Source organism: Actinacidiphila sp. bgisy167, from assembly GCF_057707665.1.
The window spans coordinates 33,522-55,902 of record NZ_JBYIQP010000026.1 but is presented as its reverse complement, the minus strand read 5'-3'; the positions used below and the strand labels follow the sequence as shown (position 1 = coordinate 55,902).

General features: G+C 72.6%; 18 protein-coding genes. 14 read left to right on the top strand and 4 right to left on the bottom strand.

Annotated elements, in window-relative coordinates; genetic code table 11:
- Nucleotides 1-109 precede the first annotated feature (109 nt).
- On the top strand, nucleotides 110-547 hold the full coding sequence (locus AC3ET4_RS13200; protein WP_431948912.1) for an SRPBCC family protein: 438 nt from the start codon (nucleotides 110-112) through the stop codon (nucleotides 545-547).
- Here AC3ET4_RS13200 and AC3ET4_RS13195 read toward each other — a convergent pair.
- The gene (locus AC3ET4_RS13195; protein ID WP_431948911.1) at nucleotides 538-1,455 is read right to left on the bottom strand and encodes a L,D-transpeptidase family protein; all 918 of its coding nucleotides are present in this window, start codon (nucleotides 1,453-1,455) and stop codon (nucleotides 538-540) included. The genes AC3ET4_RS13200 and AC3ET4_RS13195 overlap by 10 nt on opposite strands.
- Nucleotides 1,456-1,578: 123 nt before the next feature.
- Here AC3ET4_RS13195 and AC3ET4_RS13190 point away from each other — a divergent pair, with 123 nt between their 5' ends.
- Nucleotides 1,579-3,159 carry an acyl-CoA mutase large subunit family protein gene (locus AC3ET4_RS13190; RefSeq protein ID WP_431948910.1) on the top strand — a complete coding sequence of 527 codons (1,581 nt, stop codon included), beginning with the start codon at nucleotides 1,579-1,581 and terminating at the stop codon, nucleotides 3,157-3,159.
- A 369-nt stretch (nucleotides 3,160-3,528) separates the two neighbouring features.
- Here the strand turns inward: AC3ET4_RS13190 and AC3ET4_RS13185 are convergent, their stop codons facing one another.
- On the bottom strand, nucleotides 3,529-4,872 hold the full coding sequence (locus tag AC3ET4_RS13185; RefSeq protein WP_431948909.1) for a polysialyltransferase family glycosyltransferase: 1,344 nt from the start codon (nucleotides 4,870-4,872) through the stop codon (nucleotides 3,529-3,531).
- Nucleotides 4,872-5,852, bottom strand: coding sequence for a glycosyltransferase family 2 protein (locus AC3ET4_RS13180; RefSeq protein WP_431948908.1), 981 nt, complete (start codon nucleotides 5,850-5,852; stop codon nucleotides 4,872-4,874). Before AC3ET4_RS13180 ends, AC3ET4_RS13185 begins: the two co-directional genes overlap by 1 nt.
- A 188-nt stretch (nucleotides 5,853-6,040) precedes the next feature.
- Between AC3ET4_RS13180 and AC3ET4_RS13175 the strand changes: the two genes are divergently transcribed.
- The 11 genes from AC3ET4_RS13175 to AC3ET4_RS13125 all read left to right on the top strand — a co-directional run bounded on the left by AC3ET4_RS13175 (nucleotide 6,041) and on the right by AC3ET4_RS13125 (nucleotide 19,905).
- Nucleotides 6,041-7,348 carry a DUF6716 putative glycosyltransferase gene (locus AC3ET4_RS13175; RefSeq protein ID WP_431948907.1) on the top strand — a complete coding sequence of 436 codons (1,308 nt, stop codon included), beginning with the start codon at nucleotides 6,041-6,043 and terminating at the stop codon, nucleotides 7,346-7,348.
- Nucleotides 7,349-7,377: 29 nt separating this feature from the next.
- Entirely contained in the window at nucleotides 7,378-8,622 is a 1,245-nt protein-coding gene (locus tag AC3ET4_RS13170; protein ID WP_431948906.1) for a cytidylyltransferase domain-containing protein, read from the top strand.
- Complete coding sequence (locus AC3ET4_RS13165; RefSeq protein ID WP_431948905.1) at nucleotides 8,619-9,575, top strand: N-acetylneuraminate synthase family protein; 957 nt, start codon at nucleotides 8,619-8,621, stop codon at nucleotides 9,573-9,575. Before AC3ET4_RS13170 ends, AC3ET4_RS13165 begins: the two co-directional genes overlap by 4 nt.
- Before the next feature lie 3 nt (nucleotides 9,576-9,578).
- Entirely contained in the window at nucleotides 9,579-10,694 is a 1,116-nt protein-coding gene (locus tag AC3ET4_RS13160) for a hypothetical protein (RefSeq protein WP_431948904.1), read from the top strand.
- A 798-nt stretch (nucleotides 10,695-11,492) separates the two neighbouring features.
- Entirely contained in the window at nucleotides 11,493-12,758 is a 1,266-nt protein-coding gene (locus AC3ET4_RS13155; RefSeq protein ID WP_431948903.1) for a M20 family metallopeptidase, read from the top strand.
- Between the two features lie 155 nt (nucleotides 12,759-12,913).
- A complete protein-coding gene (locus AC3ET4_RS13150; protein ID WP_431948902.1) occupies nucleotides 12,914-13,966 on the top strand; it encodes a BMP family lipoprotein in 1,053 nt (350 codons plus the stop codon).
- Nucleotides 13,967-14,226: 260 nt separating this feature from the next.
- A complete protein-coding gene (locus tag AC3ET4_RS13145) occupies nucleotides 14,227-15,777 on the top strand; it encodes an ABC transporter ATP-binding protein (protein WP_431948901.1) in 1,551 nt (516 codons plus the stop codon).
- Nucleotides 15,774-16,889 carry an ABC transporter permease gene (locus tag AC3ET4_RS13140; protein WP_431948900.1) on the top strand — a complete coding sequence of 372 codons (1,116 nt, stop codon included), beginning with the start codon at nucleotides 15,774-15,776 and terminating at the stop codon, nucleotides 16,887-16,889. The genes AC3ET4_RS13145 and AC3ET4_RS13140 overlap by 4 nt, the downstream gene beginning before the upstream one ends.
- Nucleotides 16,886-18,175: an ABC transporter permease gene (locus AC3ET4_RS13135; protein WP_431948899.1), complete on the top strand. Its 1,290-nt coding sequence runs from the start codon at nucleotides 16,886-16,888 to the stop codon at nucleotides 18,173-18,175. Before AC3ET4_RS13140 ends, AC3ET4_RS13135 begins: the two co-directional genes overlap by 4 nt.
- Complete coding sequence (locus tag AC3ET4_RS13130) at nucleotides 18,172-18,612, top strand: cytidine deaminase (protein WP_431948898.1); 441 nt, start codon at nucleotides 18,172-18,174, stop codon at nucleotides 18,610-18,612. The genes AC3ET4_RS13135 and AC3ET4_RS13130 overlap by 4 nt, the downstream gene beginning before the upstream one ends.
- Before the next feature lie 15 nt (nucleotides 18,613-18,627).
- Nucleotides 18,628-19,905, top strand: a complete 1,278-nt coding sequence (locus AC3ET4_RS13125; protein WP_431948897.1) for a thymidine phosphorylase — start codon at nucleotides 18,628-18,630, stop codon at nucleotides 19,903-19,905.
- 125 nt (nucleotides 19,906-20,030) lie between these two features.
- Here the strand turns inward: AC3ET4_RS13125 and AC3ET4_RS13120 are convergent, their stop codons facing one another.
- Nucleotides 20,031-21,326: an MFS transporter gene (locus tag AC3ET4_RS13120; RefSeq protein ID WP_431948896.1), complete on the bottom strand. Its 1,296-nt coding sequence runs from the start codon at nucleotides 21,324-21,326 to the stop codon at nucleotides 20,031-20,033.
- A 63-nt stretch (nucleotides 21,327-21,389) separates the two neighbouring features.
- Here AC3ET4_RS13120 and AC3ET4_RS13115 point away from each other — a divergent pair, with 63 nt between their 5' ends.
- A complete protein-coding gene (locus AC3ET4_RS13115) occupies nucleotides 21,390-22,370 on the top strand; it encodes a LysR family transcriptional regulator (RefSeq protein WP_431948895.1) in 981 nt (326 codons plus the stop codon).
- Nucleotides 22,371-22,381: the final 11 nt, after the last annotated feature.

Genomic DNA, 22,381 nt, shown 5'->3' with positions numbered 1-22,381 from the left:
ATGGGTCGCCCGGTCACCCTGTGCCCGGGCCCCCAACGAGGGACGTGGGCGGAGCGCCTTCCCCCCGCTCCGCCCGCGTCCTCGCGTAGCGCCGCACTGGTGTCGGCGTATGGTCGGGAGCGTGGTCTTCCGCATCGAGCGGCGCTGTCCGCTCCCCGCCGCCGAGGCCTGGCGCCGGGTCACCGACTGGGAACGCCATGCCGCGCTGGTCCCTCTCACCACCGCCGTCGTCACGGGAGAGCGGTCCTTCACGGCACGCACCGGCCTCGGCCGGGTGGCCGTCGACGACCCCATGGAGATTGTGCGCTGGGAGCCGCCGGACGCGGACCGCCCCGGGCGCTGCCGGCTGGAGAAGCGCGGCAGGACCGTCCTCGGCTGGGCCGAGATCGAGGTGTGGCCGGGGGAGGACGGGGGCTCCCGGGTGGTCTGGCGCGAGGATGTGCGGGTGCGCCCGCTGCCCAGAGCCTTCGACCGACCCACGCAGTGGGCCGGCCGGCTGCTGTTCGGGCGGGCGCTGGACGGGCTGCTGGCCCGGGCTCACCAGTAGACGACGACCTTGTCGCCGATCCGCACCTGGTCGAAGAGCGCCGCGATCCTGCCCCGGTCGCGCACGTTGACGCAGCCGTGCGAGGCCCCCGCGTAGCCGCGGGCCGCGAAGTCGGCGGAGTAGTGCACCGCCTGGCCGCCGCTGAAGAACATCGCGTACGGCATGGGCGTGTGGTAGATCGTCGACACGTGGTTCCGGCTCTTGGCGAAGACGCTGAAGGTGCCCTCGCGGGTGGGCGTGTACTGGGAGCCGAAGCGGACGTCCATCGCCGAGACGACCGTGCCGCCCACGACCCAGGCCAGCGTGCGGCTGGTCTTGCTGATGCACAGCACGCGGCCGGTCATGCAGCGCGGGTCGAGCTTGGCCACCGCGTTGCTGGCCGGCGGGTACATGGCGGCGCGCGTGGGCTGCCGGGTGACCGAGCGCAGCTTCGCCCAGGTCACGTCGGTGACGCTGCCCGAGACGGGCAGCTTGTGCCGGGACTGGAAGGCGCGCACCGCGGTGGCGGTGACGTCGCCGTAGTAGCCGGTGGGGATGCGTCCGAAGAGGCCGAGCTGCTTCAGCCGGGCCTGCAGCTCGCGGACCTTCGCGCTGCTGCTGCCCCGCGCGATGACGACGACCGGCGGCGGAGTGCGGTGGGTCTGGGGCTTCTTCGTGGCGGACGCCGAAGCGGACGCCGAGGCCGTCGGCGAGGGAGCGCCGGTGCTCGGCGCGCTGCTGGGGCTCGCGGTGGGGCTCGCCGTCGGGTCGGCCGTCGGGCTCGTCCCGGAACCGGCGGTTTCCCGCGGCACGGAAGGCCCGGCGGTGGGCTCGCTCGCCTGGGCCGTGCAGCCGGCGAGGAGTGCCGCGGTGAGAACCGCGGCGGCGGCGGTCGCCGCGCGTGATCTTGCGACGCGTATGAGTTCCACGTCATCCCCCTGGAAATGAGTCGGTACACCCTTTGACTGTTTTTCCCGGCATGTAGTTGCACCGGCGCGTGCGCTGTTCGCCGCACACTGTGGGAAGGGGACCGAGTCGCTGGAGGCTGATGCATGGCACGCGAGTCCGAATCCGGTCTGCCGATCGAGCCCGTCTACGGCCCGGACGCCCTGGACGGGTGGGACCCGGCCGAGCGGCTCGGCGAGCCGGGCGGCTACCCCTTCACCCGCGGTGTGCACCCGACGATGTACACCAGCCGGCCCTGGACGATGCGCCAGTACGCGGGCTTCGGCACCGCGGCCGAGTCCAACGGGCGCTACCGGCAGCTGATCGCCCACGGCACCACGGGCCTGTCCGTCGCCTTCGACCTGCCGACCCAGATGGGGCACGACAGCGACGCCCCCCTCGCCCACGGCGAGGTCGGCAAGGTCGGCGTGGCGGTCGACTCGGTCGAGGACATGCGGGTGCTGTTCGGCGGGATCCCGCTGGACCGGGTCTCCACATCCATGACGATCAACGCGCCCGCCGCCCTGCTGCTCCTGATGTACCAGCTCGTCGGCGAGGAGCAGGGGGTGCCCGCGGACCGGCTCACCGGCACGATCCAGAACGACGTGCTCAAGGAGTACATCGCCCGCGGCACCTACATCTTCCCGCCCCAGCCGTCGCTGCGGCTGGTCGCGGACCTGTTCCGCTACTGCCGCGCCGAGATCCCGCGCTGGAACACCATCTCCATCTCCGGTTACCACATGGCCGAGGCCGGGGCCTCGCCCGCGCAGGAGATCGCCTTCACGCTCGCCGACGGCATCGCGTACGTCCGCACCGCCCTCGCCGCCGGCATGGACGTCGACGACTTCGCGCCGCGGCTGTCCTTCTTCTTCGTCTCGCGCACGACCCTGCTGGAGGAGGTCGCCAAGTTCCGTGCCGCCCGCCGCATCTGGGCCCGTGTGATGCGCGAGGAGTTCGGGGCGCGGAACCCCAGGTCGCAGATGCTGCGCTTCCACACCCAGACCGCGGGAGTGCAGCTCACCGCCCAGCAGCCGGAGGTGAACCTGGTGCGGGTGGCCGTCCAGGGACTGGCGGCGGTGCTGGGCGGCACGCAGTCGCTGCACACCAACTCCTTCGACGAGGCGATCGCGCTGCCCACCGAGAAGTCCGCCCGGCTCGCGCTGCGCACCCAGCAGGTCCTCGCGTACGAGACCGACGTGACGGCCACCGTCGACCCCTTCGCGGGGTCCTATGCCGTGGAGTCGATGACCGACGACCTCGAAGCGGCAGCCCTGGAGCTGATGGCCAAGGTGGAGGAGCTCGGCGGGGCCGTGAGCGCGATCGAGAGCGGCTTCCAGAAGTCCGAGATCGAGCGCAACGCCTACCGGATCGCGCAGGAGACCGACGGCGGGGAGCGGGTGGTCGTCGGCGTCAACCGCTTCCAGCTCGCGCAGGAGGAGCCCTACGAGCCGCTGCGCGTCGATCCGGCGATCGAGGAGGCGCAGGTGGCGCGGCTGGCCGCGCTGCGCGCCGGGCGCGACGGGCGGGCCGTGGACACGGCGCTGTCCGCGCTGCGGAAGGCTGCCGAGGGCACGGAGGACGTCCTGTACCCGATGAGGGACGCGCTGCGTGCCCGCGCAACGGTGGGCGAGGTCTGCGACGCGCTCCGCGAGGTCTGGGGGACGTACGCCCCCGCGGACGCGTTCTGACCCACCCGGCGAAGCGGGCGAGCCAGGCGGTGACACGCTCAGGTTCGCGCGTGGCGAGGCCGTCGTAGCCGTCCGAACGGATCACGAACAGGCCCTCTGCGGTGGACCGCGCTCCCGGGCCCGGTGCGGTGTGCGCGGGCAACGCCGCCCCCCAGCGCCGCGGGCGTCGCTGGGGGGCGAGGCCGGCCGGGAGAGGCTCGACCACTGCGACGCGCGCTTCGAGACCGGGCTGCGCGTCGCGGGCATCGAGCGGACCCTCGCCCCCACGGTGCGCGGTCGTCACCCACGCGCTCGTCATGTCCGGTCGTCGGCACCCCCGTCGCCGACGCGTACTGCGGCCCGGCGCCCCTCGCGGCCCGGCGCCCGCGGTCAGCGGCGGGACGCGACGTGCCTGATCCGCCGTGCGACCCTGCGCACCGCCGGGTTGGCCGGCAGGAACGCCAGGTGGGACGGCACCGCCCCGGGCAGTCCCAGGGACGCCAGCCGGCGCCGCCTGAAGTAGCGCCAGGTGCCGCCGTCCAGGCCGCCCGTCAGATAGCGCACCGCGTCCTCGCGCAGGTGGGGGTACGTCTGGTGCTGCATGCAGTAGCCCACGGCCCGCAGCAGCGGCACCAGCTCGGCTTCCACCCGCTCCACCGTGGGCGGCCGCCAGGCTTCCACCGCCTGCGGGCCCTCCAGGTCCGGCAGGAGCCGGTCGGCGATCGTGGCGGGCACGCGCTCGCCGTTGTCGTAGGGCGACAGCCGCTCCAGGACCCGTCCCGTGCCGACGCGCGCGACCGGCAGCCCGTACAGGGCGGACGCGGTGAACAGCGCGGTGGAGAAGCAGCCGACGACCAGGCGCGGACGCGTCCGTACGAAGAGCGCCTCGGCGAGCTCCGGCCCCCCGGCGACGGTCAGCTCCGCCCCCAGGGTGCGTGCCTCCTGCTCCAGCAGGCGCGACCAGTGCGCGGGCGCCGCCGGGTGCGGCTTGAAGACCAGCGTCCGGTGACCCGCCGCGACGGCGCCGCGCACCATGCGGACGTGCAGCTCCTCCTCCTCGGCGGCGGTGAGGACGTCCAGCGCCGACAGGTACTGGCCGAGCAGCAGCGCGCCTCCCTCCGGAAGCGGGGCCGCGGCCTCGTCGTGCTCCGCGATCCGGGTGACGACGCCGGTGAGGGCGTCCGCGGGGACGGCTTCGGCGGGGACGCCGTGCTCCGACAGCAGCAGCGGCCGCAGCCCGGGGACCAGATCCAGGTGCAGCACCCGGTTGACCCTGGTCGTGACCAGCGGTTCCAGCTTGTTCGGGGTCGGGCCGTAGGCCATGAGTCCGCCGGCGTACACCTCGAGGGGCGCGCCGGGGAAGACGCCGGCCAGGGCCAGGGCCGGGTCGGTGTGCAGGGACTCGACGACCAACTCGACCTCGTCCTCGCCGAGGTCCCACAGCCGCCGCAGGTACCGCTCCCACATCGGCGCGTCGTCCGGGCGGGGCGACCAGCCCGACGGGTGCAGCGGGGCGATCGCGTCGTTCCACGAGAGCACCCGGCCGAAGCGGTCGCGCAGCGCCGCGAAGCCCGGTGCCGTGTCGAGCGCCGGCGCGGTCTCGGGGACGGCGGCGTTGTTGCTGACCAGCAGCAGCCTGCGGTCGGCCGGGGCGAGGAGCCCGGCGTCCAACGCGGCGGCCACCGTGGCGGCGCCGGACAGCGTCGAGGCGAGGATCACCTGGGTCCTGGGCATCAGGCGGCCACCGTCCCGGCGGCGCCGAGGCGCCTGCGTGTGCGGCGCAGCAGCACGCTGCGCCGCATGTCCATCGTGTCCAGCACCTCGTTCAGGATCTCCTGGGGCATCCGCTTCAGGGCCGCCGCGCTCATCGCCTTCAGCGCGCGCGCGACCTGGGGCTCGTAGCGGCCCATGGCGCCCAGGTGGTGCGCGATCACCGCGCAGTAGGTGCGCACCGCCTTGGGCAGGAGGCGGTCCGCGTCCGGGTCCGCCGCGGTCTCGGCGAGGACCTGGTCGAAGGAGCGGATGAAGTCCAACTGCCGTACGTCGCCGATCTGCGTGAGCGAGGTGGCGACCCCGCGCCGGTAGAAGACGCCCAGCAGGCCGACGACCGCGAAGGACTTCGCCTCGCGGTGCAGCCGCCAGATCCACGGCCGGTCCTCGGCGGTGCGCAGCCCGTCGGGGAAGTGCAGCAGCCCCGCGTCGACCAGCCGCCGGTGGTAGACGCCGGCCCAGGCGTACGGGTAGTCCACGCAGGTCGTGCGGTCGGCCGGCAGGATCGCCTCGCGCGGGTCGAGGGCGACCCCGCGGCGGCCGTGCGGCACCCGGGCGATGGTGCGCTTGCGTCCGTGGGAGACGACGTGGTCGGTGCGCACGAAGTCGGTGCCGAGGGTCTCGATGGCCTCCAGAAGGCACGGCAGATAGCCGTCGGCCAGCCAGTCGTCGCCGTCCAGGAAGGTCAGGTACTCGCCCCGGGCGGCGTCGATGCCCGTGTTGCGGGCGGTGGCGAGCCCGCCGTTGCGCTCGTGGGAGACGAGTCGCGCCCCGGGCAGGTCGGGCAGCGCGCGCTCGAGAATCGCCGGGGTGTCATCCGTCGCACAATCGTTCACGAGAATGAACTCGAAATCCGCGCGGGAATTCGCGCGGAGGCTCTTCACCATGTCGGGGGCGAATGCCTGCACGTTGTAGAACGGGACGATGACGGAGAGCTTGACCACGCGGCGCACCCTATGAGGCGGCCTGGTCCCCGACCCTGAAGCCTCCCCCACCGCAAGATGAACGGAAATCGAAGGAACAGTGAATCGGGTGCCCGGGGCAACCGGGTCTTCATTCGGCGGCGCGTTGTTAACCAACCGTTGGTGCGGTGTTGGAGGCCCGCTCGAAATCCATTCCTAGCGTCTGCGACGTGCCAGCAAGTACCGACGGCCCGCTCAGGGTCACCGTCCTCGCCGACTCGGACACCCGATGGAAATGGGGTGCGCTGACGGCGCGCCGCATCGCCCCGGAGGCGCGGCTCGACGCCCGCCTGCTCCGCGGCCGGGCGACCCCGACCGAGCGCCAGCTGGCGGAGGTCGGCATCCCGGCGGACTCGATGCGCGAGGTCACGGCGGCACAGTTCCTGGCCGGCGCCTCCCGGGACACCGCAGACGTCGTCGTGCTCTCCTGCGTCGGCGGCACCGTTCAGGCCATGCTGCACGGACTCGCCCGTGCCTGGCGGGGCGCCCCCCGCCGCCCGGTCGTCGTCACGGGCTACGTCGGAGTCGTCTACGAGAAGCTCGCCGACGGCCTCCTGCTGCGGGCCGGCGCCGACGCCGTGCTCGCCAACAGCGCGCACGACGCGCGGCGCTTCCGGGAGGTCTACGAGGGCGTCGGCGCCGACGCCGGGACGGTCGTCGAGACCGCCCTGCCCTTTCTGGAGGGCAAGCCCTACCAGCCGTCCGGCGACCGGCCGTTCACCGTGGTCTTCGCCGTCCAGCCCTCCGTGCCGGACAACCGCGGGGACCGCACCTACCTGCTGCGTCGCGCGGTGGACCACGCCCGCTTCCACCCGGAGCGCGAGGTCCTGGTCAAGCTGCGCAGCAAGCCCGGTGAGCACACCACGCACATCGAGGAGCAGCCCTACCAGAAGCTGGTGTCCAAGCTGGACCCGCCGAAGAACCTCTCGCTCGTCTACGGGCACATGGGCGAGGTCCTGGACCGCACCGACCTGCTGGTCACCGTGAGTTCGACGGCGGCGCTGGAGTCGATGCACCGCGGCATCCCCACGGCCGTCCTCACCGACCTCGGCGTCCGCGAGGCGCTGGGCAACCACCACTTCCTCGGTTCCGGCGCCTACGCGTCCTGGGACGAGATCGACTCCGGCGCGGCGCCGAGGGTGCGCCCGCAGTGGGCCCGCGCCCAGGGCATCGCCTCCGACGGCGACCCCTTCCAGGCGGTGCGCGAGCGCGTCGGCGAACTGGCCGCCGCCCCTGCCCTGCCGCCGCTGGCGCCGTACTACACGACCGCCACCGCGCCCGGTTACCTGCCCGGCGTGCTCGCCCGCCACGGGCTGGACCCGAAGGGCGAGCCCCTGCCCGGCGCCGCGACCGAGTCCGCCCCGCCCAGCGGGCTGCGCGGGGCCGTGCGCGACATCGCGCGCAACTCGGCGCGTGCCGCGTACCGCCAGGGCGTGCAGCGCGTCGCGCCCGTGATCCGCAGGTGGGGCCAGCTGTGAACCCGCCCCCCAAGTCGCAAGGAGCCTCCATGCCAACGGTGTTGGCCGTCATTCCCGCCCGCGGCGGCTCGAAGGGCGTACCCGGCAAGAACCTCGCCCCGGTCGGCGGTCTGCCGCTGGTCGCCCGCGCCGTGCGGGCCTGCCGCGAGGCCGCCCTCGTCACCGACGTCGTCGTCTCCACCGACGACCCCGCCATCGCCGACGCGGCCCGCGCCGCGGGCGCGGAGGTCGTCCTGCGCCCGGCCGCCATCGCCGGGGACACCGCGACCAGCGAGGCCGCGGTCCTGCACGCGATGGACGCGCACGAGGAGCGGACCGGGCGCCGCACCGACGTGGTGCTGCTGGTGCAGTGCACCAGCCCCTTCATCACCAGCGAGGACGTGGGCGGCGTGGCCGCCGCCGTCGTCGAGGACGGCGCGGACACCGCGGTGACCGTGGCCCCCTTCCACGGCTTCGTCTGGCGCGACGCCGCCGAGGGGATCGGCGCCGCCGCGGCGGACGCGACCGGCGGCTACGGGGTCAACCACGACAAGGCCCACCGCCCGCGCCGCCAGGACCGGCCGCAGGACCTGCTGGAGACCGGCGCCGCCTACGCGATGCGCGCCCCGGGCTTCCGCGAGGCGCGGCACCGCTTCTTCGGCCACACCGCGCTGGTGCGCACCGACCCCGCCAAGGTCCTGGAGATCGACGAGCCGGACGACCTGGCCCGCGCCCGCGCCCTGGCCCCCCTGCTGGACCCCGCCCCCGCGGCGGAGGACACCGCCGGGGCTCCGGCGCGCCCGACCCGCGACGACATCGACGCGGTCGTACTCGACTTCGACGGCACCCAGACCGACGACACGGTGCTGGTCGACTCCGAGGGACGCGAGACCGTCACCGTGCACCGCGGCGACGGACTCGGGATCGCCGCCCTGCGGGACAACGGTCTGCCCGTCCTGATCCTGTCCACGGAGACCAACCCGGTCGTCGCCGCGCGGGCCCGCAAGCTCAAGGTCCCCGTGCTCCACGGCATCGACCGCAAGGACCTCGCACTGAAGCAGTGGTGCGAGGAGCAAGGAATCGCCCCCGAGCGGGTCCTGTACGTCGGCAACGACGTCAACGACCTCGGCTGCTTCGGGCTCGTCGGCTGGCCCACGGCCGTCGCCAACGCGCACGACATCGTCAAGGACGCCGCCCGCTCCGTCACCGCAACGCCCGGAGGAAGCGGAGCGATCCGCGAGATCGCCTCTTGGATCCTCGGCCCCTCACTTTCCCGAAGGGAACTCTCCCAGTGACCACCACCAACGCCCGCCTCCGTCCGATCGGCGACCGCCTGGTCGGCCCCGGCCAGCCCGTCTACGTCACCGGCGAGATCGGCATCAACCACAACGGCTCCCTCGAGGACGCCTTCGCCCTGATCGACTCGGCCGTGACGGCCGGCGCCGACGGCGTGAAGTTCCAGAAGCGCACCCCTGAGATCTGCACCCCGCGCGACCAGTGGGACATCGAGCGCGACACCCCCTGGGGCCGTATGACGTACATCGACTACCGCCACAAGGTGGAGTTCGGTGAGGACGAGTACCGCGCGATCGACGAGTACTGCGCCAAGAAGGGCATCGACTGGTTCGCCTCCCCGTGGGACGTCCCGTCCGTGGAGTTCCTCGAGAAGTTCGAGCGCGTCCGGGTCCACAAGGTCGCCTCGGCCTCGCTGACCGACGACGAGCTGCTGCGCGCCCTGCGCGCCACCGGCAAGACGGTCATCCTCTCGACCGGCATGTCCACCCCGAAGCAGATCCGCCACGCGGTGGAGGTGCTCGGCAGCGAGAACATCATCCTGTGCCACGCCACCTCGACCTACCCGGCGAAGCACGAGGAGCTCAACCTGCGGATGATCAACACCCTGCAGCGTGAGTTCCCGAACGTGCCGGTCGGCTACTCCGGTCACGAGATCGGCCTGCAGACCACGCTCGCGGCCGTCGCCCTCGGCGCCGTCTTCGTCGAGCGCCACATCACCCTCGACCGCGCCAACTGGGGCTCGGACCAGGCCGCTTCCGTCGAGCCGCAGGGCCTGGACCGCCTCGTCCGCGACATCCGCATCATCGAGCAGGCGCTCGGCGACGGTGTCAAGAAGGTCTACGAGGGCGAGCTCGGCCCGATGAAGAAGCTGCGCCGCGTGCCCGGCGTCATCGCCGAGCAGGAGGCGGCCCAGGCCGCGGCCGCCGCCGAGCCGGCGTCGGTGTCGGCCTGATCCATGAGCGACAGCGGCACTCTGGCACTCGTGGAGAGCCCCGTTCAGCTGCTCAACGTGCTGGAGTGGGCGCATGTCCACCCGCCCGCGGTGCTCTCGCCGCGACCCGGGACGGCCCCGTCCGTGCCGGGTCCGGTGGCGCCCGGGCGGCCACTGACCATCGTGGCCCTCGCCCCGCGTGACCCCATGACGCGCGGCCAGCTCCGCCGTATGGCGGAGCTGGCCATGGACGAGGGCATCACGGTGCGCTGGTGCGAAGCCCGCGCCTCCAGGGGTTCGCTGCTGCGCACCGCCGCCGAACTGGCCCCGGGCCTGCGGGCCGCGGGGCGGATCGTCCTCGGCGACCCCTTCTCCCGGCTGGTGCAGGTGCTCCTGCCGCTCAGCCGGGCGAAGGAGATCACCGTCGTGGACGACGGCACGGCGACCATGGAGTTCACCGAACTGCTCGCCAAGCGCGCCCGGCTCGTCCGCTGGCACCGCAGCGGCCGCCGGCTCTCGCCGGTGGACGCGGCCTTCGGGGGCTTCGCCTCGGCGGCCCGGCGCCGGCTCACTCCCGGCCCCGGGCGGCGGGTCGAGCTGTTCAGTTCGATGCCCGCCTCGCCTCCCGCCGGGATGGCGGTGCGGGCCAACCGCTTCGCCTGGACCCGGGCACGCTTCGGCCCGCCCACCATCAGCGCCGGCACCGACATCGTCGGCACCTCTTTGGTGGAGACCGGGGTGGTCGACCCCGAGCGCTATCTGGCCGCCGTCGCGTCCCTGACCAGGGCGCACGGTGCCACCCGCTACTTCGCGCACCGCCGTGAGAGCGCCGACAAGCTGCACCGGCTGACCGCGGAGACCGGGCTGCAGATCGTCCGGCCCGACCTGCCGCTGGAACTGATCGCCCGCCGCGGCCCGATCGGCCACACCATCGTGAGCTTCCCCTCCACCGTCGTGCACACCCTGCCGCTCGCTCTGGAGGGCACCGGCGTCAAGATCACCGTCTGCGACGTCGACCCGGAGTGGCTGACCGGCAAGGCCTCGCCGCGGGCGCAGAGCTTCCTGTCCGGGATCACGGGCAGCGCCCGCGACCTGCACGGCCTGTCCTCGGTGGCCTCGGGCGCGAACCCGGTCGTCTGAAATCCCCGTTCCCGACCGCGTCCCCGCTCCGGACCGCCGTTCGCACCCCGTGCCGGTGGTGCGGCGCTTCGGGTACGGAGGACGACCGCCTTCCGCGTCGGGGTACCTCCGCCGACCCCGGGCCGACGGCACCGCGCCGTCCGGCACCGTCGCGGCCGTGCAGAGGTGGCCGGGCCCGGTCGCGCGCCGCAGGGCCGGCACCCCGCGCGCCGCGCCGACCGGGCCCCGACCCGGACGCACCTGCGCCCGCGCCCTGATCGGCCGCGCCGCGGAGCCGGACCTGACCGGCGGCCGGGCGTGCCGGGGCGGCGTCCCGGGTGAGTGGTCCCGCGGAAGCAGCCGGCACCGTGCCCCCGCTCTTGCCACTTCACCCACGCGTCAGCCGCCGCCCTGCGGGCGTGAGCGGTATCACGCAAAGTCCCCGGTGGCCTTCCCGCCCCGCCGGTGCGGGGTCGGATCATGGCGCGTCGCCCGTCCGCGACGTAGCTCAGCGTGAGCGAAGACCGGGGTCTCCCGGTCCCCCGGCACCACTTCGCGAGCCCCCTGACCGCCGAGCGGGGGTGCGACGAGCCTGCGGCGTCACCCTCCGTGGCCGGGGCGGTGGCACGCTCGCGTCATGGGCCGTTCCGGGTCGCTCACACGGCGTTGCCTCGCGGCTGGGCGATCGTTGGGCCACTATGGAGTGGCGAGAGATAAACCTGGTTCATACCCCTGTCCCCGGCGGGGTACGCACCGAACGGGGAGTTTTTCTTTCTCGCGAGGCATGAATTTACGGCGATGTAGCGATCAGGAGCACAGATGCGGTCTAGCCTGTCGGAGGTGAACGACTCAGCCACCGAACCCTCCGAAAATCCCGTGCCTGTGGCGCCCACGGTTCCCTCCGCACCCGACGGCGCCCTGCTGGGCGTCCTCCCCGAACGGCTCCGTGCCGAACTCGTGGCGTTCCGGCGGGACCTGCACATGAACCCCGAGCTGGGCCGACAGGAGTTCCGTACCACCGCCGCGGTCAAGGCCCGCCTGGAGCAGGCCGGCCTCAGCCCCCGTGTGCTGCCGGGGGGCACCGGTCTGGTGTGCGACATCGGCGCCACGGACCCGGAGCGTCCGCGGCTGGCGCTGCGCGCGGACCTCGACGCGCTCCCGATCCCGGACACCAAGCGCGTGGAGTACCGCTCGACGGTGCCCGGCCGGGCGCACGCCTGCGGTCACGACGTGCACACCACGGTGGTGCTCGGCGCCGGCCTGGTGCTGGCGGAGCTGGAGCGCGAGGGGAAGCTGAGGCGTCCGGTACGGCTGGTGTTCCAGCCGGCCGAGGAGGTCATGCCGGGCGGCGCGCTGGACGCCATCAAGGCGGACGCGCTGGACGGCGTGGGCCGGATCCTGGCCGTGCACTGCGACCCGAAGGTCGAGGTCGGGCGGATCGGGCTGCGCCAGGGGCCGATCACCTCGGCCGTGGACCGGCTGGAGCTCTCCCTGGACGGCGCGGGCGGCCACACGGCCCGCCCCCACCTGACCACCGACCTGGTGATGGCCACCGCCAAGATGGCCACCGAACTCCCGATGGCGCTGGCCCGCCGGATCGACCCCCGGGCCGGGATGAGCATCGTGTGGGGCCGCATCGAGGCCGGCCACGCGGCCAACGTCATCCCGCAGCACGCCGAGCTCGAGGGCACGGTCCGCTGCCTGGAGCTGGACGCCTGGCACGAGGCGCCCGACCTGGTCCACGAGGTGATCGACCAGGTGGCCGCCATGTACAGGGCCAAGTGGGAGCTGACCTATCACCGCGGCGTACCGCCGGTGGTGAACGAGGCGGACGCCACCGAGCTGCTGCGCGACGCCATGACGGCCCGCTATGGCGCGCACACCGTCGAGGACACCGAGCAGAGCCTCGGCGGTGAGGACTTCTCCTGGTACCTGGAACAGGTTCCGGGCGCGCTGGCGCGGTTGGGTGTCCGTCCCGTTGGGGACACGTCAAAGCGTGATCTGCACCAAGGTGACTTCGACGTCGACGAAGGCGCGATCAAGGTCGGAGTGGAGCTGTTCACCTCCGCTGCGCTGCTGGCATGACGGTCGGTGACCCGGTCGACACGGCCGGGTCACCTGGCCGAAATGCGACGATCCGATAACGGGCCGCCAACCCCCCTTTACCTGACATCTACGCGCGTTAAGCTCCGGGTTAAGCCAGCGCCGGACGGGGCGCTCAGAGTTGAAGGGGTACCCTCTTGCGCCGGGTAACCAAGATCGCCGCCGCGGGTATAGCCTCCGCGGCTCTCGCGCTCACCGCGACCGCTTGCGGAAGCAGCTCCAAGGACAGTGGTGGTGGTGACGGCGGCAACAGCGACAAGCTGAAGGTCGGCGTCGCCTACGACGTGGGTGGTCGTGGCGACCACTCGTTCAACGACTCCGCCGCCAAGGGCCTGGACAAGGCCAAGGCCGACTTCGGTGTCGACGTCAAGGAGCTGACCGCCAAGACCTCCGACACCGAGGCCGACCGCGAGCAGCGCCTGGAGGACCTGGCCGACGCGGGTTACAACCCCGTCATCGGCGTCGGCTTCGCGTACGCCGAGTCCATCACGGCCGCGGCCAAGAAGTACCCCAAGACGACCTTCGCGATCGTCGACTCCGTCGTCGACGCCAAGAACGTCGACAGCATCGTCTTCACCGAGGAGCAGAGCTCCTACCTCGCCGGTGTCGCCGCCGCCCTGAAGACCAAGGACAACAAGGTCGGCTTCATCGGCGGCGTGGACATCCCGCTGATCAACAAGTTCGAGGCCGGCTTCCGCCAGGGCGTCGAGGAGACCAACCCGAAGGTCAAGGTCACCACCCAGTACCTGACCAGTGGCTCGGACATCTCCGGCTTCTCCGACCCCGCCAAGGGCAAGGCCGCCGCGCAGGGCATGCTGGACAACGGCATCGACGTGATCTACGCCGCCGCCGGCTCCTCCGGCAACGGCGCCATCGAGGCCGTCGCCGGCAAGTCCGGCGCCTGGGCGATCGGTGTCGACTCCGACCAGCACGAGCAGCCGGGTCTGGCCAAGTACAAGGACTCGATCCTGACCTCCGCGCTGAAGAACGTGGACGTCGCGGTCTACGACGCGGTCAAGTCGGTCAAGGACGGCAGCCCGCTGACCGGCACCCGCTCCTACGACCTGGCCAAGGACGGTGTCGGCCTGTCCACCAGCGGCGGCTTCATCGACGACATCAAGTCCCAGCTGGACGCCGCCAAGCAGAAGATCGTCAGCGGCGAGATCAAGGTCAAGACCACCGTCAAGTGACGTCCGGTCTCTCGTAGGCACCGGTCGCGAGGCTCGGGAGGGGACAGCCCAGGCTCCCCTTTCCGGGCCTCGCGCCTGCGTGCGGCCGGTGCCGCGCACGCGGTGTCCGTTGTGTGACTTACCACGTTATGGATCTGGCAATGCTACGCGCGTAGAGACCTCTTCTCGCGGTACGTTCGCCAACACCCCGCCCGCCCCGCTCTTTTCCGCGAGGAGAGTGCGCCATCAACGCGTCCAGCCCCCCCAGCAGCCCCCATGCCGTGGAGCTCCGCGGCATCACCAAGCGATTCCCAGGCGTCGTGGCCAACCACGACATCGACATCACGGTTCGCCGTGGCACGGTCCACGCCCTCGTGGGAGAGAACGGCGCCGGCAAGTCGACGCTGATGAAGATCCTCTACGGCATGCAGAAGCCGGACGAGGGCACCATCACCATCGACGGCGAGCGGGTCACCTTCCACGACCCGGGCGACGCCATCGCCCGCGGCATCGGCATGGTGCACCAGCACTTCATGCTCGCCGACAACCTCACCGTCCTCGAGAACGTCGTCCTCGGCAGCGAGAAGCTGTACGGCATCGGCGGCCGCGCGCGGGCGAAGATACGCGAGATCTCCGACGCCTACGGCCTCGGGGTGCGCCCGGACGTCCTGGTGGAGGACCTCGGTGTCGCCGACCGTCAGCGCGTCGAGATCCTGAAGGTCCTCTTCCGCGGCGCCCGTACGCTGATCCTCGACGAGCCGACCGCGGTCCTCGTCCCGCAGGAGGTCGACGCGCTCTTCGACAACCTGCGCGAGCTCAAGGCCGAGGGCCTGACCGTCATCTTCATCTCCCACAAGCTGGGCGAGGTGCTCTCCGTCGCCGACGAGATCACCGTCATCCGCCGGGGCACCACGGTCGGCAGCGCCGACCCGGCGACCACGACCCCCAAGCAGCTCGCGGAGCTGATGGTCGGCAGCGAGCTGCCGTCCCCCGAGACCCGCGAGTCCACGGTCACCGACGTCCCGATGCTGACCGTCGAGGGTCTGCACCTGTCGGAGACCGACCTGGAGGGCATCGAGCGCGTCGTCCTGGACCGGATCTCCCTCACCATCCACAAGGGCGAGGTCCTCGGCATCGCGGGTGTCGAGGGCAACGGCCAGGCGGAGCTGGTCGAGGCGATCATGGGCATCCTCCCGCCCGACGAGGGCCGGATAGTCCTGGACGGCGCCGAGATCACCCACCTCGCGACGCGCAAGCGCCGCGAGGGCGGCATCGGCTACATCCCCGAGGACCGGCAACGGCACGGGCTGCTGCTGGAGGCCCCCCTCTGGGAGAACCGCATCCTGGGCCACGTCACCGAGCGCCCCAACAGCAAGGGCGCCTTCCTCGACCCGGCCGCGGCCCGCCGCGACACCGAGCGGATCGTGCGCGAGTACGACGTCCGCACCCCGGGCATCGAGGTGACCGCCGCGTCCCTGTCCGGCGGCAACCAGCAGAAGCTGATCGTCGGCCGCGAGATGAGCCACCAGCCCAAGCTGCTGATCGCCGCGCACCCCACCCGCGGTGTGGACGTCGGCGCCCAGGCGCAGATCTGGGACCAGATCCGCGAGGCCCGCCGCGAGGGCCTGGCCGTGCTGCTGATCTCCGCCGACCTGGACGAGCTGATCGGCCTGTCCGACACCCTGCGCGTCATGTACCGCGGCCGCCTGGTCGCCGACGCCGACCCCGCCACCATCACCCCGGAGGAGCTGGGCTCCGCGATGACCGGCGCGGCCGCCGGCCATCTCGAGCACGAGGACGGCGACACCGCCCACGGGGGAGAGGACCGATGAAGAAGATCGACAAGGAGCGGGTGCTCCTCGCCATAGCCGCCCCCGTGCTGGCGCTCGTGGCCGCGTTCGTGATCACGGCCCTGGTGCTGGCCGCCACGGGCAAGGAGCCGTTCGGCGCCTTCGGGACGATGTTCGACTACGGCTTCAAGAGCGACAGCCAGGTCGAGATCATCAACAAGGCCAGCTACTACTACATCGCGGGTATCGCGGTCGCCGTCGGCTTCCGCATGAACCTGTTCAACATCGGTGTCGAGGGCCAGTACCGCCTGGGCGTCTTCTTCGCCGCCGCTGTCGGCGGGGCGGTGACCCTGCCGAGCTACCTCCAGATCCCGCTGATCATCGTGATCGCCATGGTCGTCGGCGCATTGTGGGCCGGTATCGCGGGCGTGCTGAAGACCACCCGCGGGGTCAGCGAGGTCATCGCGACGATCATGCTGAACTCGATCGCCACCTACATCGTCGGCTACCTGCTCAAGGACGGCCGACTCGGCCACCTCGACAAGGCGCAGACCTCGGTGTCGACCACGCCGCTGCCCTCCTCGGGCCACCTGTTCACCTTCGACCTGGGCGAGAACGTCGGCCAGATCTACGGCTTCGTCGTGTTCGCCGTCGTCATCGGCGTCGGCTACTGGTTCGTCCTCGGCCGCACCCGCTTCGGGTTCGACCTGCGCAGCGTCGGCCTGTCCGAGAGCGCGGCCACCGCGAGCGGCGTCAGCGTCAAGCGCATGGTGGTCGTCAGCATGCTGATCTCCGGCGGCCTGGCCGGCCTCACCGGCCTGCCGCTGCTGCTGAACGACGTGCACGCATACGGCGCCGACCTCTTCCCCGCGGGTATCGGCTTCACCGGCATCTCGGTGGCGCTGCTGGGCCGCAACAACCCGGTCGGCATCGCGCTGGCCGCGCTGCTGTGGGGCTTCCTGGAGCGCGGCTCCGGCCGGCTGGAGTTCAACGGCTACGACAAGGAGATAGTCGGCGTGATGCAGGGCGTCATCGTCCTGAGCGTCGTCATCGCCTACGAACTCGTCCGACGCTACGGCCTCAAGCGCCAGCAGCAGAAGGTCGGCGAGGAGCTCGCCGCCCAGGCCCGCATGAAGAAGGAGGTGACGGCGTGACCGCCACGACGACCCAGACCCCGCCGCCCGCGGCTCCCAAGGCCGCAGGGGCCACGGGCCGCAAGGGCCGCCTCTCCTTCCCGGTGATCCTGCTGATCATCGCCGCAGCCATCGCGCTGGTGTCGGTGGTCCGGATCATCACCGGCCAGGACCAGCTCACCGCCCAGGGCCAGATCACGGCGGCGCTCGGTCTCGCCGTGCCGATCGGCCTCGCCGGTCTGGCCGGCCTGTGGTCCGAGCGCTCCGGCGTGGTCAACATCGGCCTCGAGGGCATGATGATCCTCGGCACCTTCTTCGGCGCCTGGGCCGGCTGGCAGACCAACCCCTGGGTGGGCGTCCTCGCCGGCGTCGTCGGCGGTGCGCTCGGCGGCCTGATCCACGCGATCGCCACCGTCACCTTCGGCGTCGACCACATCATCTCCGGTGTGGCCATCAACATCCTGGCGCTCGGCGCCACCCAGTACCTCGCCAAGCTGTGGTTCTCCACCGGTGAGGCGGCCACCAAGGGCGGCAACCCCAAGCAGTCCCCACCGGTCGACGCCCTGCCGACGTTCGACATCCCCGGACTGTCCGACGGGCTGGCGAGCATCGAGAAGCACGGCTGGTTCTTCGTCTCCGACCTGGCCGGCATCCTCGGCGGCCTGGTCACCGACGTGTCCGCGCTCACGGTCGTCGCGGTGGTGCTCTTCGTCGGCAGCTTCTTCCTGCTGTGGCGCAGCCCGTTCGGCCTGCGGCTGCGCTCCTGCGGTGAGAACCCGGTCGCGGCCGAGTCGCTGGGCGTCAACGTCTACCTGTACAAGTACGTCGCCGTGATCGCCTCCGGCGGCCTCGCCGGCCTCGGCGGCGCCTTCCTGGCGATGGTGCCCGCGCACATCTACCTCGAGGGCCAGACCGGCGGCCGCGGCTACATCGGCCTCGCCGCGATGATCTTCGGCAACTGGCGGGTCGGCGGCCTCGCCACCGGCGCCGGCCTCTTCGGCTACTCCGACGCGCTCCAGCTGCGCAACGGCGGCCCCACGGTGCACGCGCTGCTGCTGCTCCTGGTGGTCCTGCTGGTGCTGCTGGCGGCCTGGAAGCTGTGGAAGCGGAGCTTCTGGCAGGGCGGCGTCAGCCTCGTCGTCGGCGCGCTGGTGCTGGCCTGGTACCTGCTCACCGACGAGGTGCCCGGCGAGTTCGTGGGCGCGACCCCGTACGTCGTCACCCTGCTGGTGCTCTCCCTGTCGGCACAGCGCCTGCGGATGCCCAAGGCTGACGGTATGAGGTACCGGAAGGGTCAGGGCAAGTGAGCGGCCCCGCGGGCCGGGCCGGCGCCGACGGCGTCGACGCCGTCGACGCCGTCGACTGGGACGGCCTGCGGGCGCAGGCCCGGGACGCCATGTCCCGGGCCTATGTGCCCTACTCCCGCTTCCCCGTCGGCGCGGCCGCGCTGGTGGACGACGGGCGGGTCATCGCGGCGTGCAACGTGGAGAACGCCAGCTACGGCCTCGGCCTGTGCGCCGAGTGCGGCCTGGTGTCGATCCTGCACGCCACCGGGGGCGGCCGGCTCGTCGCCTTCACCTGCGTGGACCGCAACGGCGACCAGCTGATGCCGTGCGGCCGCTGCCGCCAGCTGCTGTGGGAGCACGGCGGCCCCGACCTGCTGGTGGAGATGTCCGACGGCATCCGCACGATGCGCGAGGTGCTCCCCGACGCGTTCGGCCCGGACGACCTGACCAACCGCTAAGAAGGTACGTGAACCATGGACGCCATTTCCGTCATCCGCACCAAGCGCGACGGCGGCCGCCTCGGCGACGACCAGATCGACTGGGTCATCGACGCCTACACCAGGGGTGAGGTCGCCGACGAGCAGATGTCCGCGCTCGCGATGGCGATCCTGCTCAACGGCATGGACCGGGCGGAGATCGCGCGCTGGACGGCCGCGATGATCGCCAGCGGCGAGCGCATGGACTTCTCCTCGCTGCCCCGCCCGACGGCGGACAAGCACTCCACCGGCGGTGTCGGCGACAAGATCACGCTGCCGCTCGCCCCCCTGGTCGCGGCGTGCGGCGCGGCCGTCCCCCAGCTCTCCGGCCGCGGCCTCGGCCACACCGGCGGCACCCTGGACAAGCTGGAGTCGATCCCCGGCTGGCGGGCGCTGCTGTCGAACGAGGAGATGCTGCGGGTCCTGGGCGACACCGGCGCCGTCGTCTGCGCCGCCGGCGACGGCCTCGCCCCGGCCGACAGGAAGCTGTACGCGCTGCGCGACGTCACCGGCACCGTCGAGGCCATCCCGCTGATCGCCTCCTCGATCATGTCCAAGAAGATCGCCGAGGGCACGGGCTCGCTCGTGCTTGACGTCAAGGTCGGCTCCGGCGCCTTCATGAAGAACCTCGAGCAGGCCCGCGAGCTGGCCTCCACCATGGTGGGCCTCGGCACCGACCACGGGGTGCGGACGGTGGCCCTGCTCACCGACATGTCCACCCCGCTCGGCCTGACCGCCGGCAACGCGCTGGAGGTCCGCGAGTCCGTCGAGGTGCTGGCGGGCGGCGGCCCGGCCGACGTGGTCGAGCTGACCCTCGCCCTGGCGCGCGAGATGCTCGACGCGGCGGGCCTGAAGGACGCGGACCCGGCCAAGGCGCTCGCCGACGGGTCCGCCATGGACGTGTGGCGGCGCATGATCGCCGCCCAGGGCGGCGACCCGGACGCGGCGCTGCCCGTCGCGCGCGAGCAGCACGTCGTCACGGCCGAGCGCTCCGGGGTCCTCACCGGCCTGGACGCCTACGCCGTCGGCGTCGCCGCCTGGCGCCTGGGCGCCGGCCGGGCCCGCAAGGAGGACCCGGTGCAGGCCGGCGCGGGCGTCGAGCTGCACGCCAAGCCGGGGGCCGAGGTCACCCAGGGCCAGCCGCTGCTCACCCTGCACACCGACACCCCGGAGAAGTTCGGGTACGCGCTCGAAGCCCTCAGCGGCGGCGTCGAGATCTCCCCGGCGGGCGCGGCGTACACGCCGGACCCGATCGTGCTGGACCGCATCGCCTGATCGCCCGGGCGGGGGCGCCCCGCGGCAAACCGACGGGACCGGTGGCCTTCCACCGGTCCCGTTCGCGTTCCCCCGACGGGCCGTCCTTCGAAAGCCGTCAGAAGCCCTCCGTCAGAAGCCGTCCGTCAGGCCGCCCGCCGGGTCGTCCGGCCCACCGAGGCGCCGAACCGCCGGTCCGCGGCCGCCCGCCGGGCCGCGTGCAGGGTGACCCCCGCGACGCCGAGGACGGCGGCCAGGCAGAAGGCGACGGTGCCGGTCCAGCCGGCGGAGTGGAAGGCGGAGGCGCCGAGGGTGCCGCCGAGGCTGTTGCCGACGTAGTACGCGGTCAGATAGAGCGCGGAGGCCTGGGCGCGACCGGTGGTGGCGGTACGGCTGACCGCGCCGGAGGCGATGGAGTGGCCGGTGAAGAAGCCGGCCGTCACGAGCACCAGCCCGCTCAGCACCAGCACGAGGGAACCGGCGAGCGTCAGCAGCAGCCCGCCCGCGGCCAGCACCACGGCGACGTACAGGGCGCCGCGCCGGCCGAGGCGGCCGTGCAGGACGCCCGAGGCCGCGGAGGCGCCGGTGCCGACCAGGTAGACCAGGAAGATCAGGCCGATCGCGGTCTGCGACAGGCCGAAGGGCGCGGCGGCGAGCCGGTAGCCCAGCACGTTGTAGACGGCACCGAAGACCGCCATGAACAACAGCCCGATCAGATAGAGCCGGCGCAGCAGCGGGGTGCCCAGGTGGCCGGTGACCGTGTGCCACAGGGCTGCGGGACTGACCGGGCCAGGACGGAAGTTGCGGGCCGCGGGGACCAGCAGGCGGAAGGCGGTGGCGCACAGCACCGCCATGACGCCGGCGGCGAGCAGTGCGGCGCGCCAGCCGAAGGCCTGTGCCACCGCGCCGGTCAGGACCCGCGAGCTCATGCCGCCGATGCTGTTGCCCGCGACGTACAGGCCGATCGCGGAGGCGACGGCCTTGGGGTGGATCTCCTCGCCGAGATACGCCATCGCGGTGGCCGGGAGTCCGGCCAGGGCCACGCCCTGCGCGGCACGCAGCACGACCAGCGTGGTCAGGTCCGGTGCGAAGGGGACGGCAAGGGCCAGTGCCGAGGCGCTGAAGACCGATGCCGTCATCACGGCGGTGCGCCCGTACTTCTCGCTGAGCGCGCTCACCGGCAGCAGGGCCAGCGCCAGCGCGCCGGTGGTGGCCGAGACGGTGAGGCTGGCCTGGGCCGGGCTGAGGGACAGGCCCGTGGAGAGCGCCGGCAGGAGGGCCTGCGTCGAGTAGAGGAGGGCGAAGGTGGCGAGACCCGCGGCGAACAGGGCCGCGATGGCGCGGCGGTAGCCGGGCTCTCCCGGTCGGAGCGTGCCGGCTGGGGCTGAGGCGGCGGCGCCCGGCCGTGTCACGGCGGACGCCCCGGTATCGGCGGGAGGCATGTCTTCACGTTAGGCCGGGGCCATTTCATGCGTCCAATGCATGAAGTGGCGATAATCGTTCCCATGGCGCATGAGGCGAGGTCGGCCCGGTCGGTGTCGCCGTCCGGTGACGCGAAAGACATACGGGCGGAGCTCGACAGCGCGTCCTGGGCGGCGGTGCTGGCGCCCAGGCTCGCCCAGTTCGCCGCCGTGGCGCGACACGAGCACGTCACGCGTGCGGCGCGCGAGCTGGGCGTGCCCCAGTCGACGCTCAGCCGCTCCATGGCGCGGCTCGAACTCGACCTCGGTGTCACGCTCTTCGCCCGACAGGGCCGGACGGTCTCGCTCACCCCCGCGGGCCGCGGCTTCCTCGCCTCCGTGGAGCGGGCGCTGGGCGAGGTGGAGCGCTCGGCCGAGTCCGTGCGCGCCGATGCCGACCCGCAGGCCGGACGGGTCGCCTTCGGCTTCCTCCACACGCTCGGCCCGGAGACCGTGCCGGCCCTGCTGCGGGCCTTTCGCGCCGACCACCCGCGGATCCGCTTCCAACTCGTGCAGAACTACGGCGAGGCGATGCTCGCCGGGCTGCGCGCCGGCGAACTGGACCTGTGTCTGACCTCGCCAGTGCCGGAGGCGCCCGACCTGGTCGTCCGCCGCCTGGACGAGCAGCGGCTGCGGCTGGTCGTCCCCGCCGACCACCGTCTCGCGTCGCGCCGCAGGGTGCGCCTGGCGGAGGCGGCCGGGGAGCTGTTCGTGAGCCTGGAGGCCGGCTACGGGCTGCGGCGCATCACCGACGCGCTGTGCGCCGAGGCGGGCTTCACCCCGCGGGTGGGCTTCGAGGGGGAGGAGGCGGAGACCCTGCGCGGGCTGGTCGCCGCCGGTCTCGGGGTGGCCCTGCTGCCGCCGCCGCTCGTCCCGCGGCCGGGTGTCGTGGAACTGACGGTGACCGCCCCGCGGGCGGTCCGGGAGATCGGGGTGGCCTGGCTCGGCGGCCACCCCGACACGCCTCCCGTGGCCGCGTTCAAGAAGTTCCTGCTGGACCGGCGCGGTCGGCTCCTCCCCGACTGACGGCGCGCGCC

Excerpts from the sequence above, each read along its gene's own strand:
- AC3ET4_RS13120 (WP_431948896.1), bottom strand. The coding sequence starts at position 21,326 with ATGCCTCCCGCCGATACCGGGGCGTCCGCCGTGACACGGCCGGGCGCC.
- AC3ET4_RS13170 (WP_431948906.1), top strand. The coding sequence starts at position 7,378 with ATGCCAACGGTGTTGGCCGTCATTCCCGCCCGCGGCGGCTCGAAGGGC.
- AC3ET4_RS13160 (WP_431948904.1), top strand. The coding sequence starts at position 9,579 with ATGAGCGACAGCGGCACTCTGGCACTCGTGGAGAGCCCCGTTCAGCTG.
- AC3ET4_RS13115 (WP_431948895.1), top strand. The coding sequence starts at position 21,390 with ATGGCGCATGAGGCGAGGTCGGCCCGGTCGGTGTCGCCGTCCGGTGAC.
- AC3ET4_RS13125 (WP_431948897.1), top strand. The coding sequence starts at position 18,628 with ATGGACGCCATTTCCGTCATCCGCACCAAGCGCGACGGCGGCCGCCTC.
- AC3ET4_RS13200 (WP_431948912.1), top strand. The coding sequence starts at position 110 with ATGGTCGGGAGCGTGGTCTTCCGCATCGAGCGGCGCTGTCCGCTCCCC.
- AC3ET4_RS13185 (WP_431948909.1), bottom strand. The coding sequence starts at position 4,872 with ATGCCCAGGACCCAGGTGATCCTCGCCTCGACGCTGTCCGGCGCCGCC.
- AC3ET4_RS13155 (WP_431948903.1), top strand. The coding sequence starts at position 11,493 with ATGCGGTCTAGCCTGTCGGAGGTGAACGACTCAGCCACCGAACCCTCC.
- AC3ET4_RS13140 (WP_431948900.1), top strand. The coding sequence starts at position 15,774 with ATGAAGAAGATCGACAAGGAGCGGGTGCTCCTCGCCATAGCCGCCCCC.
- AC3ET4_RS13190 (WP_431948910.1), top strand. The coding sequence starts at position 1,579 with ATGGCACGCGAGTCCGAATCCGGTCTGCCGATCGAGCCCGTCTACGGC.